Raw genomic sequence first — 16,670 nt, forward strand, 5'->3', positions numbered from 1 at the left:
CCATTCCATAATACTTTTGACTTTTGACTTTTGATTTTTGACTTCCGCCTTGCGGTACTAGTCCTCTAATCGCTTAGAAGCGTTGCAGCTAAATAGTAAGGTCTGCCGAATTGAAGCGAGTGCCCTATCGCCGCCAAATCAATAGATTATGGCGGGAGCTTTCTCTCGGAAAAAGGTAAAATAGCATATTTTGGTTTTCATGCCATCTTCTATAATTGATAAAACCTGCACACCTAATTCTAGGCATGAGACTGTGACCGAATCAGGAAGTTACAAAGATACTGTAAACCTACCCAAGACTAACTTTGAGATGCGGGCAAACGCCATCAAGCGTGAGCCTGAAATCCAAAAATTTTGGGAAGAAAATAAAATTTACGATCGCCTCTCCAAAAATAACCCCGGCGAATTATTTATACTGCACGATGGGCCTCCCTACGCTAATGGCTTACTCCATATTGGTCATGCTTTAAATAAAATTCTCAAAGATATTATTAATCGCTACCAACTGCTAAAAGGGCGTAAAGTTCGCTACGTCCCTGGTTGGGATTGTCACGGTTTGCCAATTGAGTTGAAAGTTTTGCAGAACATGAAGTCAGCAGAACGGCAAAATTTGACGCCTTTACAACTGCGCTTAAAAGCGAAAGAATTTGCCCTAACTACGATAGATAACCAGTGTCAAAATTTTAAACGCTACGGTATTTGGGGTGATTGGGATAATCCTTATCTAACTCTGAAGCCGGAATATGAAGCGGCTCAAATTGGTGTGTTTGGTCAGATGTTCTTAAAAGGCTACATTTATCGCGGTTTGAAGCCGGTTCACTGGAGTCCGAGTTCTCAAACCGCTTTGGCTGAAGCTGAGTTGGAATATCCAGAAGGTCACATTTCCCGCAGTATCTATGCAGCTTTTCCAGTTACAAGTTTGGCGTCAGCTGTAAAACCACTGTTGACGGAATATCTGTCAGATTTGGGTGTAGCTATCTGGACGACCACACCTTGGACAATTCCGGGGAATTTGGCTGTGGCGGTGAATGCAGATTTGAACTATGCAGTCGTGGAAGTTTCCCACCCAGAGGTAAAAGCGCAAAGTAATTTCAAATACCTGATCGTTGCTGCTGATTTAGTGGAACGTTTATCTTCGACATTGGGAGTTGAGTTAACTCTCAAAGCCACGTTCAAGGGGAATGATTTAGAACATACTACTTACCGTCATCCCTTATATGACCGTGAAAGTCCAATTGTTGTCGGCGGTGATTACATTACTACTGAATCGGGTACTGGGTTAGTACATACTGCACCCGGTCATGGTCAAGAAGACTACATTGTTGGTCAGCGCTACGGTTTGCCTATCCTTGCACCAGTGGATGACAATGGCAATTTTACCGAAGAAGCGGGACAATTTGCGGGGTTGAATGTGCTGGGTGATGGTAATCAGGCGGTAATTGATGCCTTAACAGTGGTTGGTTCCTTGTTGAAGGAAGAACCATACCCTCACAAGTATCCCTATGATTGGCGGACGAAGAAGCCGACGATTTTCCGCGCGACTGAACAATGGTTTGCTTCCGTGGAAGGATTTAGAGAAGAAGCGCTAAAAGCGATCGCAACAGTAAAATGGATTCCAGCCCAAGGTGAAAATCGGATCACGCCAATGGTGGCGGAACGTCCCGATTGGTGTATCTCTCGTCAGCGAAGTTGGGGTGTACCAATTCCTGTTTTCTACGAGGAAGAAACTGGGGAAGTATTGCTGAATGAAGAAATTATCAACCATGTCCAAGGAATCATCGCAGAAAAAGGTTCTGATGCTTGGTGGGAGTTATCGGTTGAGGAGTTATTACCCCAATCCTATCGCCAAAATGGCAAGTCTTACCGCAAAGGTACAGACACAATGGATGTATGGTTTGATTCTGGCTCATCTTGGGCAGCTGTCGTCAACCAGCGTCCAGATTTACGCTACCCCGCTGATATGTACTTAGAAGGTTCCGACCAACATCGCGGTTGGTTCCAGTCAAGCTTGCTCACCAGTGTAGCGGTAAATGACATTGCGCCTTACAAAACTGTGCTAACTCATGGCTTTGCTTTGGACGAACAAGGGCGGAAGATGAGTAAGTCAGAAGGAAATGTGGTTGACCCAAATACAATCATTGAAGGCGGGAAAAATCAAAAAGTAGAACCGGCTTACGGTGTAGACGTATTGAGATTGTGGGTATCATCGGTAGACTACTCCGGCGATGTCCGCATTGGTAAAAACATCATCAAGCAACTGAACGATGTCAGAGGCAAAATTCGCAATACAGCGCGGTTTTTGTTGGGTAGCTTGGATGATTTTGACCCGGAAAAAGATGCAGTCCCTTTCGAGGAATTGTCAGAACTTGACCGTTATATGCTGCACCGGATCACCGAGGTGTTTGAAGAAGTAACCGAAGCCTTTGAGAGTTTCCAATTCTTCCGCTTTTTCCAAACAGTGCAAAATTTCTGCGTGGTGGATTTATCCAACTTTTATTTAGATATTGCCAAAGATAGGTTGTACATCAGTGCAACCGATGCTTTCCGCCGTCGCAGTTGTCAAACGGTGCTGAAGATAGCAATAGATAATTTAGCACGAGCGATCGCACCTGTGTTATGCCACACCGCCGAAGATATCTGGCAATATCTTCCCTACAAAACACCTTATAAATCGGTGTTTGAAGCCGGTTGGGTGCAGGTAGAGGAAACATGGCGTAATCCTGAATTAGCAGAATTTTGGCAACAAGTCCGGCAAATCCGTACTGAGGTGAATAAGGTATTAGAGCAAGCCAGGATAGAAAAATTGATTGGTTCGTCTCTAGAAGCAAAAGCCTTGCTTTATGTAGCCAATGAGGATTTACGCTCCTCAATAAAAGCATTGAATCCAGTTAGTGGTAACGGTATCGATGAACTTCGTTATCTGTTCCTGACTTCCCAAGTAGAAGTATTAGATACTCCAGAAGCACTGCAAGGCTTGAAATATAACTTGCAATCAGATAGCTGGGGAATTGGTGTAGTAAACGCAGATGGGCAAAAATGCGATCGCTGCTGGAACTACTCTACTCATGTGGGAGAATCAGCAGAACATCCCCTAATTTGTGAACGGTGTGTTGCAGCTTTAGCCGGAGAGTTCTAAAAGCAAAAATCTAAATGCACTTTTAGCTCATGAAGTCCGCATGGTGCGCTAACAAGCGCGATATGCGGACTTCGTGTGTATAGCCACGATTTCTAGTAAAGCGGGTGCGTAAATCCACTACCATCTCAATTAACAAGGGGCAAAATCCCCTTGTTAAAGGTAGGCAAACTTCTGCCACATACTAGTCGTTAGGTACTACTCCACCTATGTGTGAGTCTCAGTAGAACATTCGCTAATTTGCAATCTCAAAAAGCAATTTTGCTGCAATATTTTGTCCATATTTAAATGTCAAACTAACCCTTGAAGAGTTTGATTGAGATTGACATTATGGCTAAATCTGAGATTTAGTTTGGTAATCGTGCTTTGGAATAATAGAACACAAATAGAAAAATCGTATGAGTATTTACACTGAAGTTTATATACGTATTACCACTTAATTTATTTTTTGATAAAAAACTTAATTAATACTGAGGTTGATAAATTATAAAGACATTATATTAACGGCTAGAACTTCGACTTAAAACATTTATTAACTCAAACTTTAGGAGATACAGAGATATGTCAGATAAAATTGCTAAAGAGTTGGCAGATTTTTTGTTGGAAATAGAACAGCGATCGCAGTTTCATGCAGGCTATCCATATAATTTAAGTTGTGATTACAGTGCGATCGCAAAATTTTTCAATTTCCTGTTAAATAATGCTGGAGATCCATATGTCGAGCCAGATTTTGGTCTCCATTCTCGTAAGTTTGAACAAGAAGTATTATCTTTTTTTGCTGAACTCTATAAGATTCCAGAAAGTCAGTTTTGGGGTTATGTTACTGCTGGCGGAACTGAAGGTAATTTATATGGAATGTTCTTAGCAAGAGAAATTTACCCTAATGGGATTCTTTACTCATCACAAGACTCTCATTACTCAATTTCCAAAGCAGCCAAATTATTCCGCATCCAACATAATATTGTCAATTCGCAAACTAATGGAGAGATGAATTATGAACATTTTGAGCAACTAATTAGCGAGAATCGCAATTATCCAGCGATCATAAATTTAAATATTGGGACTACTGTCAAAGGTGCGATTGATAACTTAGACAAAGTTCTAGAAATTTTGGAGCGCAATCAGATTAAAGATTATTACATTCATTGTGATGCTGCACTCTCAGGATTAATATTACCGTTTTTAGATGGCGCTCCGCAAGTTAACTTTCAAAAACCCATAGATAGTATAGCTATTTCTGCTAAATTCATTGGTTCTCCATTACCTTGTGGTGTAGTCTTAACTAAGAAGAAATGGGTAGAAAAAGTTGAAACAATAATTGAATATATTGGTTCAACTGATACAACAATTCTGGGTTCTAGAAACGGTCATACTCCCCTGATTCTCTGGTATGCAGTGCAAACAAGAGGTTCTGATGGATTGGCTAGAGAAGCAAAGACCTGTATTCATAATGCCCAATATCTTTTCCAACAACTTCAAATCAGAGAATATCCATGCATGTTAAATAATTTTTCCAATACTATAGTGTTTCAAAAACCTTCTCAAAGGTTAATTAAAAAGTGGCAGTTAGCAGTTTTTGAAAATTGGGCACACATGATAGTTATGCAGAATATTGATCGGGATAAAATCGATATTTTTCTTAATGAACTTTTATTAGAAGAAGGGTTACTTAATAATGCAAAACATTTCCAGCTACAACCAGTACTACACTAATATAGATTGTCAAGTGAAATTAATCGTCCAATTTTACGAGGTATTTTTCTAAAAGGATGTTTGAAAAGTTGCAAAGTATCCTAGAAACCCTGCTTCTATTCATCTCTCCCACTCCTGAAAAGCTTTGAAACCCCCATTCCTGCACTTCGTGCCGCAACTCTTAGAAATGCTTTTGCGTTTGCCAACGCTAACATAGGGAAGGCTTGCTAGGGGGGTTAGGTTTGGGAGGTGATTAACAACAATACTTTTCAAACATCCTTTAAACAGAATTTGAACCCAAGAATTTCAGGTCTATAAAAGGTTTTTGTAGCACAAATTGGCAGCAAGTAGTATTTCTACTTCTGCACATTCTATAGGTGGTAAGAAAAAATACCCTTGCCCATAATCACATTGTAAAGCCTTTAACTGTGCTAATTGCTCTACAGTTTCTATCCCTTCTGCTGTTACAGACATATTTAAATTATGAGCTAATGTCACAATAGCTCGAACAATTTCTAAATTTTCTCCTCGACTACCCATATTAGTGATAAAAGAACGGTCAATTTTAAGGGTTTTGATTGGTAGACGGTGCAGATAACTCAAGGATGAAAAGCCAGTACCAAAATCATCCATGTGCAACTCGACATTCAGAGCTGTTAACTGGGAAAACACAGTGGTAGCTAATTCAAAATTATCCACCAACAAGGTTTCAGTAATCTCCAATTTCAAACTGGATGGTTTTAGTCCAGTTTCCTGCAAAATATGTTTAACTTCTTTAAACACATCAGGTTGCGTGATTTGTTTAGCAGAAAAATTTACACTAATTGTCAGGGGTAGTGAGGTAGGAAATTGTTTATGCCATATGTGCATTTGGTGGCACGCTTCATAAAGCACCCATTGCCCGATACTAACAATCATTCCAGTTTCTTCGGCCAGGGGAATAAAATCTTCAGGGGAAATAAGTCCTCGTTCTGGATGATGCCAACGTATCAGTGCCTCAAATCCAATAATTTTGCCAGTTGTCAGTGAAATAATTGGCTGGTAATTAAGGCTAAATTCTTTTTGCTTGAGCAGCGCACTTCGCAGAGCAGTTTCTAACTCCAAGAGCAAAGATGCCCTCTCGTACATCTTTGGGTCAAACACTTCATAGCGTGCCTTACCAAGTGATTTGGCACAGTACATTGCCACATCGGCATCGCGTAGAATCTGCGCTGCTTGCTCATAATCTGCTTTACTTAAAGCGATGCCAATACTAGCACTAGTAAACAGCTTACGCTTATTTAATTTAAATGGCAAAGCTAGCACCTTTTTAATTCGCTCGGCTACCTGTACGGCGATGCTGATATCTTCAATTTCCTCAATTAAGATTGTGAACTCATCTCCGCCAAAACGGGCAATTATGTCTCCAACTCGCAGAACTGATTTTAGCCGACGAGAAATTGCAATCAAAAGTTGATTTCCCTGAAGATGTCCAAGGCTGTCATTAACAACTTTAAAGCGGTCTATATCTAAGAAGAGTACGGCAAAGAAATAATTTTTTTGCTGTTTAGTCCGTTCTATTGCCTGCTGCACTCGCTCTATAAATAATCGTTGATTAGGTAATCCGGTTAGCCCGTCATGAAGACTATTGTGCTGTAATTGCTCTTGTACTTGTTGACGCTTAATAATGTCTTTTTCAAGCTGTTTATTCACTTTAATAAGTTCATTGGTACGTTTTATAATCATCTGTTCAAGATGATAACGATACTGAACTAATTCTTCCTCGATTAACTTCCGCTTAGTAATGTCACGGACAATAACAATATACTCTCGTAACGGGGAATTAAATGGCTGTGAAATGGTCGATTCAACAATTCGTAGACCTTCGTTTATTTTTAAGGTTTGCTCACTCCTAATAGACCATTGCTCCGGTTTACCGCAATAGCATATTAAGAGTTGATTCAAGTTTTGCCCAAGCAACTGCTGAACATTTGTTTGAAATAATTTTTCAGCAGCGGTATTTGTCTGACGAATTGTACCGTTTTCATCTAAGACTAAAACAGTATCTGGAACGGTATTGAGAGTAGTGATAAATAGGTTTCTTGCTTGTTTGCGTGCCTCATCAATAGCAACAATTTGTGGTAGAGTTGTCCAGCAAGCGATCGCTACCCCCATAAAAGAAAGTGTCACTAGCAGAATAGCTAATAAAGAGTTTTGAAGATTATTAGGAAGTCTATCTAATAAATTGCGGATAACCCAACTGCTTGTGGCAGTAACACAAATTAATGATACTAAGACAATTACCTGTAGTACCACAAAGTCTGAGTTGTTTCTATTAGACCTAATGTCGTAACGCTGTGTCCACCATTCCGGCTGTAATGGCGCAAATCTTAAGCGACGTAGCCCAACATCTGCGATGATCAGAACAATGGGTAATAATAATCCCACTAAGAAATCTCTCCGACTCCAAGCTAAACCTCCCACTATTAGAACTACCGCTTCTACAAAGAAAAAACCAAGTGACCACCAAGGCCATAACACCTGCGGTTTGTCTCGACACAGCCATAATCCCAGATGTAATCCCATAATGGACATGAGATAACAGGTGCCTGCTACTGTGACAAGTTGAGTTACATTTCCCAAATTTAGACAAAGCAAACTGATTATAAAGGTAACTAAGATAGCAGGACCAAGGACACCTTGACGGGAAACTAATGCAAATATGGGAGAAAGCTGTTTGTCTAAGGCAAGTTGGTATAAGATCCGAGGAGAGTTGGAAACTGCCGTAGCAGAACTTAGAAGGCAAGATACACTAATCAAAAGTGTTACTAGAAAGGGGGCATGTTCACCCCAAAAAGGTTTAGAAGCCTCTACCAGATTGGAGAACGCATCGATACCTATTGTTGGATCTGGAGCCGAACACATTAATACCCAAGAACCACCTAAAAACACCGGAGGAATTAGCCAAGCAGCTACCGTTAAGAACTTTAAAGTTTTATATGGATGGCGGCTATCAGCCACAAAAGAAGAAGTGGTTTCACAAGCATAAATTGAATAGCTAGCCAGAAAAAACCACTTTGCCCATTCTTCAAAACTCAGGCTATCTGTGCTAGTTGAGATAAATTTAAAATTATCAGGTGAGGAGGCTAACGATACTACGCCTTGAGTACAAAACAAAAGCAGTAATAAAATCGCTGGTAATACAAAAAATAAATGCAGGAGCGCTAGAGCACGGCTGCCACTGAATGCCACAATAAAAGGAATCGCTGTAAATACAACTTTTAATAAAGTTTCTGGGCAAGAAATACCTAATGGTTGAAAACTGACTTTAATTAGTTCTGTGAGAATAATTGCATACAGTGCCGGTGCTGCTGCCCAGCTAAAAAAGTATCCTAAGGCTACGTAACGACCTAAGCCAGGAAAGTTCTTTAATAACCTTGTGGTATAGTTTGGTGTTCCTCCAGCCACATCTGACCAATGTCTACCTAAACTTTGTACCTGCAAGTTAAGTAAAAAGGAAATAATCGTGCCAAAAAACCAAACTAAGATCGCTTTAGGCCCTAACGCTGCATGAATCATGGGGGCAGTACCAATCCATCCCACATGACCCGTTAAGCCAAAGCCCCAGGTTTCGAGATAACTTAGAGTCCGTGGTAGGCGTATTACCAAGTGCCGATTTATCTCTTTGTGTACGGAATTGTTAGTAACCATTGTTTCTTAGTGAAATTTACTGGTCTTTTCACTCAATAGCTAAATCTGCCTGCATATAGCTTCAGTAGAACTGCTGAACTTATGAAAGGATAACTTACTTATTACCACTTAGCACCTTTTATTTGGGCAGACAATAAATAGCAACTCTAATTGATTTGGGAAAATCAAAAGGTTCAGATTTCCGACCTATTTAACAAGTCGGAAATCGTGTTATAGCAATCCTATTTTATTTATAAAAATCGCCAGGTTCCGATTCCCAACTTTTTATAAAACTTGCAAATCTTGTTTTTCACGAATGATTTAGGATTGCTATATTTCCAAACGGTTTAGTTTTGCTATAGCTTTTGCAACAACTCCTGAGTTAATTGAAAGAACGCTTTTGAACCAGCTGATTGAGGAGCAATTAAAACAGCTGGCATAAAACTATCAACAGCCTTAGCAACATTGACATCAACAGGTATTTGTACTTTACAAATTTTTTCTACACCGAAATCTTCAACAACGCGGTGCATCACTTGTTTATAGTATCTGCCAGTGAGAAGGTTAGCACTTGACATGCTAAATACAATTCCTAGCATTTTTATATCTATCTTGGTTTCATGCCCGTGACTGTCCTTTAATTGGGCAATGCGTCTTTCCAGCAGTTGAATACCCACTACAGATAAAGGTTCTGGTTTAGCAGGAAGTATGTAGAAATCGCTGGCGGCTAAAGCGCTACGAGTCAATAGATTATAGCCCGGTGCACAATCGAGAAGGATAAAATCATATTCTTGACGGACTGATTTTAAGATGTTATTAATCAAGACTCTTTCAAAGCGATTCCAAATCATTTCAAAATCCTGTTCACCCAAAGCAGTTGCTTGTTGATGCAGCATTTCTGACACAACAAATTCATCATACAAGTCGATATCTCCTGGTAATAAATCCAGTCCGGGAAGATTACAAACCTGGGATTGAATGATATCCTGAATTGTCAGTTTTGCTTGTGGGTCTGGATTGATAATTTCGTCTATCAGATACCTAAATGTCTTACTTTGTTTACGGCGCTTGGCAAAATCTAAAGGCGACATCAAACTAAGTGTGGCACTAATTTGGCTGTCTAAATCCAGGACAAGCACCCGCTTGCCATGATTTTTAGCTAAACAGGTAGCTAAGTTGACGGTGAGGGTGGTTTTACCAACGCCACCTTTCATATTTGCAGTAGCAATTACATATCCCATTGGTTGAGTCCTCTGTTGACGCATTCCGATCTAGGTAGCGTACACCTATCTCGATCTATTAAATCTTCCATTAAATTTAATATTTTCGGAACCTCTTTTCAGTGAGATTGCCTCAATTCTAGGCGTTGAGGTCTGTGACACGATTTAATCTCAGCCGTTGTAGTGTTTTTTGATAATATGGACTAGTTAAATTGCTGTTACTTTGCTTGAAAGCTAGATAACATTAGATTCGGCGTGTTTACTGTTCGGGAGTGCCAAAATGTCTAAACAGCTGGGTCAAAAAATTGCACCAACACCTATATCAAATGATATCAATGTGGTGGATTTGATTGATCAATACTTTACCGCTTACAACTCAGCCCGGTTGCGGGAAATCTGCCAACTACTGAGTCGTGATGTGCTAACGGAAGCTGTCACAGTGGGAGTTAGCCTTTCCGGTGCGATGACACCAGCAGGATTCGGGGTTTCAGCACTTGCACCCTTAATTCGCAATGGCTTTATTGACTGGATGATTAGCACTGGTGCAAATCTTTACCACGATATGCACTATGGTTTGGGTTTTGATCTCTTTGCTGGTAATCCATTTTTGGATGATGTGAAACTGCGCCAGGAAGGCACTATTCGCATTTATGACATTATCTTTGGTTACGATGTGCTGCTGGAAACTGATGCGTTCATTCGCAAGATTCTGCAAGGAGAAGCATTTCAGAAGCGGATGGGAACGGCTGAGTTTCACTATTTACTGGGTAAGTATGTTCGGGAAGTAGAAAAGCAACTGGGTGTGCAGCATTCCTGCTTGCTTGCTACAGCTTATGAGTATGGCGTGCCTATATATACGTCTTCTCCAGGAGATAGCTCAATTGGGATGAACGTGGCGGCTTTAGCTTTGGAAGGTTCGCAGTTGATTATAGATCCATCAATTGACGTAAATGAGACGGCTGCGATCGCATATAATGCCCGTGAATCAGGAGGTAAAAGTGCGGCTGTAATTCTCGGTGGCGGTAGTCCGAAAAACTTTTTGTTACAAACTCAACCACAACTTCACGAAGTATTAGGACTAGAAGAACGAGGACACGATTACTTTGTGCAGTTTACCGATGCGCGTCCAGATACAGGCGGTTTGTCTGGAGCAACCCCATCGGAAGCCGTCAGCTGGGGTAAGATTGACCCGGAAGAGTTACCTAACGCAATTGTTTGTTATACCGATAGCACGATCGCTCTACCACTGGTAACAGCATACGTCTTGAACAAGTGCCAGCCTCGTCCCCTGAAGCGTGTGTACGACAGGCGAGAAGCCATTTTGGATAAACTACAAAAAGACTATCTAGCAGCCAAAACCCGACCATCAGATCAGGTTCCAGCAGCAGTGGCTGAAAATGCTTCACAGCAAACAGCGACTTATCCCTGTGGTCGGCTGATTCCGAATACTCATTAGGGAGTGGGAAATTTTAATATAGCGCTTCTGTGTTGAGTCCAATAGAGACCTAACCCCCAACCCCTTCCCTATAAGGGAAGGGGAGTAAGATTCAAAGCCTCTCTCCTTTTAGGAGAGAGGTCAGATCGCTATATGCACTACTCTCCACTCCCTTTTTCTCACTTTTGCCCAATTAATAAATAGGTCGTCATTTTCCCTTTGCCTTTAACTTCGATTTCACCCCGCTTTTCAAATAAAAATTCATTGCACAAAGACTTATAAGTATCTTCTGTAACCTGGATTTTACCTACAAGACCTTGGGATTCCATGCAGCTAGCGATATTTATCGTGTCTCCCCAAAGATCATAAGTAAAGTTGTTGAGGTCAATTACTCCCGCCATTACGGAACCGCTATGGATGCCGATACGGATATTGAAGTTTTGGTTATTCTCAGTATTAAATAGAGCGATCGCAGTTTGCATGTGCAATGCCATTTGGGCGATCGCTTGAGCATGATCTAGGCGGCGTGTGGGTAAGCCACCAACTACCATATAAGCATCGTTAATGGTTTTGATTCTCTCTAAACCATCTTGTTCGGTGAGGCGATCAAAAGCTGAGAAAATTTGGTTGAGTAAGTTTACCACTTGAATTGCACTCATAGAAGCAGTAATTTCGGTAAAGCCGACAATATCTGCAAATAAAACTGTGACATCAGCAAAGTCTTCGGCAATGTTAGCTGGTTCTTGTTTCAAAGGTTTGGAGATTGCGGCTGGCAAAATATTCAGCAATAAACGTTCGGTTTCTTCTTGCTGATGGCGCAGCGCTTCTTCTGCTGCTAGTCGCTGGGTGACAGTGCGAAAAATGCCGCGAACCGCAACTGGATGACCTTCGACAAATTTACAGTTAACATTACCTTCTAAAAAGATTGTTTGACCGTCTTTAGTCACGAATGCGGATTTTATTTGATTGAACTTTTCTCCTGACAGCAGGCGATAAAACCTTTGCAAACAGTCTTGTTTACACTCTGGATGTATAATATCGAAAACAGTCATATTCACAATTTCAGCTTCGCTATATCCCAAAGTTTCTTGCCATGCACGATTCACATACAAAAAACGACCAGAGGCATTGACGGATTGAATCAGGTCATTAGCATTTTCAAATAAATCTCGATATCGTTCTTCACTTTCTACAAGTGAATCTTCTGCTTGTTTGCGTTTGATAAACTGGGCGATTTGACTACCAATCGAACCCGCCAATTGCAATAGGTCTTTATCTTTTGGTTGTACGTCCCGGCTAAAGAAAACCATCACTCCTAAGATTTCACTATCGTCTAAGATGGGGAAGCCAAAAGCTGCGTGTAATCCAGCCTCAGCAGCAGGTTGCGATCGCCGAGTGTCTCCATCTTTTGTGATATCTTGAATCCACAAGGGCAAACGTCTGATCCAAATTCGACCAGGTAAGCCAACACCAGATTTATAGGTAGTTTGCCAGGTGATTGCTTTAAACTCTCGTACAGAAATTACTCGACTTGACCAAATTTCCACACACCTTAATACTGCATTAATACTGTCTCCCTGTACCGATGTGCCAATATATTGACTTGCTGTCCAAAGTTCGCCTAAATCCCATCCCAAATTTTGACAAATCGACTGCAAAATTTGCGGAATTCCCTGCTTTACACTTTGGGATTCTGATAATATCCGAGTGATAGCATACTGGGTACTTGTACGCTGTTCCCGGTGCTGCCGAGCAGTAATATCCCGACCAATGTAGACAATATCTTCTAATCCTTTGATCTTTTTCGGAATTACTGAACAAGAAAAAGCAATTAACCGTTTTTCTCTAGTTTTAGTTCGACAAACTACCTCGAAATTTTGGGAATTTTGCTTAAAAGAAGAATCTCGATAAATGGCTTGTGTTAATACTTGATTATCATCAATTATCAGTGACATTGGTTGATTAATTAATTCTTCTTCACTAAAACCAAATAATTTTTGAGCAGCACGATTTACTTTTTTTATTTCTCCTAAATTACTGGTTATAAATAAAGCATCTGCAATTGCAGTAATTACTTGTTCCATGTAATTTTTGTATGATATTAAAGCACTTGATAGCAGATTTTTTTATTGGCTTGCTGTGCTAAGTTTTATTTTAAAACTAGCACATCCTCAATTACAAAAATTAATTTATTATATTGTTTGCTGATAATCTAAATAGATATCTATATATAATAAATATACTTTCTGCTCTAAATATCGTCCAATTGCTTGTAATTAAAATAGTTCTTACTCCCCTTACAGGACAGCTTTTAAGATATTTTCAAGCCCTATAAACTCAATAAAACTTAGCCTGACATCTTTTTTGCGTATCACCTCCTCACAACGTTCTTTAAACCGTTGTACTTGCTCAAATGTACCTATGATGCAGAAATTATCATCCAGTTTTAAGTGTTAAAATTTATGTTGAGAAAAAGGTTTGTTTAAAATAAATCAGTGTAGTTGAGCGAAAACGACCATGAGCAACCTTTTGATTTGGTTGAACAGAATTAAATAAGCGTAAATAATATGTATTCTCTCTTTTGGAGGATTGACAATTGAATATAATTCTGAATGTTGTCAGCAGCTTATATTCAATAACGCGGTTCATAAACGATCGCCATTTTAACATAACCACTCCCAATACAGTTCGGTTAACGTTTTAATATTTTGAACATCCTCCCAACCCCCCTTAAAAGCTTGTGATTACCAAGATTAAAATAAATCTTGGGTTTGCTTGCTATCCCGCCTGGAAATAAATTCTGAGGCTAATATTGCATTCCTTTTAAGAGAACTCAATACAAGTTTTTAAGCCATGTAGATGCCTATCCTCTGTAAAAAGAAAAATTTTAGTTCACTTGAGTGGACTTTAGCTATCAGCCCAGAACTTAAGTTCTGGGCGGGATATCGGTTAGTACGACACTTTGACTGTTACAAAAATTTGGGTAACAACAAGCCTTTTTTAGGGGATGTCATTGTTGAATGTATAAAATATTACAATTTTGGTGAATTCAAAAAGTAAATTTTTATCAGATGTAATGTTGCACAGCGATCGCCTAAAATTTAAGATTGAGAAAGTCATATTTATAAAGTTAGTCAAAACCCGATGAATCACCAGCGTGCTAATACTCTAAAAGCTGCATTTCAAGTTTGTAATGTTGAACCGCTAGAGGGTGCAGACATGGAGCGTTACTATGTTGATTTATCAGCAGTCCGCAAAACTTCAGCAATTGACAGCGTTAGTACGATTTTAGACTTTCAAGAAGCCGCAGATTTCAGCACAATTTTGTTTACCGGACATCGTGGCTGTGGCAAAAGTACAGAGTTAAAACGCATTCAGAGCCAATGGGAAAAACAATACCACGTAATTTATTTAGAAGTTAACGAAGAAACAGATATTAATGATGCTCGTTATACAGATTTATATTTAATCGTCATCAAACAAGTAGAATTTGAGTTGCGTAAATTAGGTTTAAATTTTGATTCTAAACTTTTGCAAAACTTTGAATCTTGGTTTAAGGATATTACTAAAGAAACAGAAGAAACTGTAGAAAAGTCTGTGAGTATTCAAGGAGAAGCGACTCTGAAACCAGAAGCTCCATTTATCGCTAAATTGATGGTTAAATTACTGGCACAAATTAAAGGTTCTGATAAGCAAAAAACTACTATTCGCCAAATTTTAGAAAAAGACCTATCACGGCTGAAAGCAGATATTAACCTTTTATTAGGAGATGCCTATGTTAAACTCCGAAAAAAATTCCCTCAATATAAAGGTTTATTGATTATTTTTGACAATATGGATCGTGTACCACCGACGATTGCAGAACATTTATTTTTTGACTATGCGGCTCAGTTACAAGAATTAGACTGCACGATAATTTATACAGTTCCAATTTCTGTGCTTTGTTCGCCTAAAAACCCACTCAATCAGTTTGATGGTAATCCTCATATTGTCCCAATGGTGAATATTTATGAATTTGAACGCGATCGCTGCCATTTAAACTACAATCAAACCGGACTAGAAGCAGTCGCCAGTGTGATTGAAAAGCGGGTAGATATTGATGCTGTATTTGCATCTCGCCAGGAATTGCTAGATTTAGCAAAAGCCAGTGGAGGACATGTCCGCCAATTAATGCAGATGATGCGGACTGCTTGTCAAACTGCCAGTACTCGTAAACATCCCAAAATTATTGCCGAAGATATTATCTATGCTGTGAAACAACAGCAATTTAGTTTTGAAAGGTTTATTCCTGAAGAACATTATGCGTTTTTAGCTCAAGTGTGTATCACTAAAAATGTTAGCAAAGATGATATCGGTCAATTAATGCTGTTTAACACTTCAGTTTTGGAATACAACGGCGATAAACGATGGAATTACCCGAATCCAGTGGTGAAGCAAAATGAATTCTTCCAGAAAGCCCTCGCATCCGCACTCACAGCGCAACCTTAGTTCAGAAATCGGGCCGTTTATCGCGCTTAATCAAGAGATATTTGCTGAATTACTCACCTTTGTAGACTTTGCAGAAAAGTTTACGATTGGTTTTGTGGAAATTAATTTTCCCCCAGATGCAGAAATATTAGTTGAGGCGCTAAAGACAAATCCTGAGTGTGGGGATATTCAGTTTGTGAATATGAATTTTTCTGATGCCAATTTGCGATTTCTCAGGGATGAAATTGTCAAAATATTACCAACCATTGAGATAGAATATAACAAAAAATTATTCTTGATTGTACAAGGTTTAGAAAAGTCTATTGGCGTGTATGGAGACTATCCGCCAGTTTTACAAGACCTCAACTTTGTCAGAGATGCTTATAAAAGAACTGTTCCTCATCCCATTCTGTTTATTCTGCCAGATTATGCCCTGACTCGGTTAGCCAAATTTGCTCCTGATTTTTGGGCTTGGCAATCGGGGATGTTTCGGTTTCAAACACCTCAAATTACTAAAGATTATGCGATTAATGAGGCTCAAAATACTGAGAGAATTATAAACAGATTAGAACCTCCAGAAAAGCAAGAGCGGATCGATTTATTACACCGCCTACTAATGGAATATAAACCTACTGGACATCAGCCGACAGGAGAAAACCTCCGCAACTGTAGTAATATTTTGCATCAGCTAGGAGTCGCGTATATAAGTAAGATAGAACCTATCAAAGCTAGAGAATATTTAGAAGAAGCCGAAAAAATAGCTAATGAGTTTCCAGATTCCACATTCCATGCTGAAGTCCTCAATACATTAGGAGATTCTTATTCTCAGCAAAGGCAATTTGATACAGCGATCGCTTATTATCAAAAATCTTTAAGTATTTCACAACAACTTCAGAATCCTCGCGGCGAAACTGCTGCTTTGTTTAAACTGGGGAATGCTTATCTAGACTTGAGACAATTTACACAGGCGACAACTTTCTATCAACAGTGTCTAGAAATTGAACAACAAATAGGCGCTCGCTACTCTTCTGCTAGCACATACCACCAGTTGGGA

At 39.6% G+C, this 16,670-nt stretch carries 8 protein-coding genes; 5 read left to right on the top strand and 3 right to left on the bottom strand.

All coding sequences use genetic code 11. The annotated features are described in order from the left end of the window. The first annotated feature begins 253 nt into the window (after window positions 1-253). Window positions 254-3,136: an isoleucine--tRNA ligase gene (ileS, locus tag Q0541_RS19930; protein WP_298914076.1), complete on the top strand. Its 2,883-nt coding sequence runs from the start codon at window positions 254-256 to the stop codon at window positions 3,134-3,136. 558 nt (window positions 3,137-3,694) lie between these two features. Next, window positions 3,695-4,846: a histidine decarboxylase gene (locus Q0541_RS19935; protein ID WP_298914051.1), complete on the top strand. Its 1,152-nt coding sequence runs from the start codon at window positions 3,695-3,697 to the stop codon at window positions 4,844-4,846. A 291-nt stretch (window positions 4,847-5,137) separates the two neighbouring features. On the opposite strand, the gene Q0541_RS19940 is transcribed toward Q0541_RS19935, so the two are convergent. Both Q0541_RS19940 and Q0541_RS19945 read right to left on the bottom strand, forming a co-directional pair. After that, window positions 5,138-8,515, bottom strand: coding sequence for an EAL domain-containing protein (locus Q0541_RS19940; protein WP_298914054.1), 3,378 nt, complete (start codon window positions 8,513-8,515; stop codon window positions 5,138-5,140). Window positions 8,516-8,850: 335 nt separating this feature from the next. Next, window positions 8,851-9,735 (bottom strand): ParA family protein, encoded by an 885-nt coding sequence (locus tag Q0541_RS19945; protein ID WP_298914057.1) that lies wholly within the window; start codon window positions 9,733-9,735, stop codon window positions 8,851-8,853. A 259-nt stretch (window positions 9,736-9,994) separates the two neighbouring features. Here Q0541_RS19945 and speY point away from each other — a divergent pair, with 259 nt between their 5' ends. Then, a complete protein-coding gene (gene speY / locus Q0541_RS19950; protein WP_298914060.1) occupies window positions 9,995-11,170 on the top strand; it encodes a deoxyhypusine synthase in 1,176 nt (391 codons plus the stop codon). A 158-nt stretch (window positions 11,171-11,328) separates the two neighbouring features. Here the strand turns inward: speY and Q0541_RS19955 are convergent, their stop codons facing one another. Then, on the bottom strand, window positions 11,329-13,233 hold the full coding sequence (locus tag Q0541_RS19955) for an adenylate/guanylate cyclase domain-containing protein (protein WP_298914062.1): 1,905 nt from the start codon (window positions 13,231-13,233) through the stop codon (window positions 11,329-11,331). 1,060 nt (window positions 13,234-14,293) lie between these two features. Between Q0541_RS19955 and Q0541_RS19960 the strand changes: the two genes are divergently transcribed. Together Q0541_RS19960 and Q0541_RS19965 are read left to right on the top strand one after the other, a co-directional pair. Further along, window positions 14,294-15,637 carry a P-loop NTPase fold protein gene (locus Q0541_RS19960; protein WP_298914065.1) on the top strand — a complete coding sequence of 448 codons (1,344 nt, stop codon included), beginning with the start codon at window positions 14,294-14,296 and terminating at the stop codon, window positions 15,635-15,637. Beyond that, window positions 15,588-16,670 (top strand): tetratricopeptide repeat protein (locus Q0541_RS19965; protein ID WP_298914068.1); only part of this gene is annotated, 1,083 nt, incomplete at its 3' end. The genes Q0541_RS19960 and Q0541_RS19965, both read left to right, overlap by 50 nt.

The sequence above is a fragment of the uncultured Nostoc sp. genome (assembly GCF_937863485.1).
GTDB lineage: Bacteria > Cyanobacteriota > Cyanobacteriia > Cyanobacteriales > Nostocaceae > Nostoc.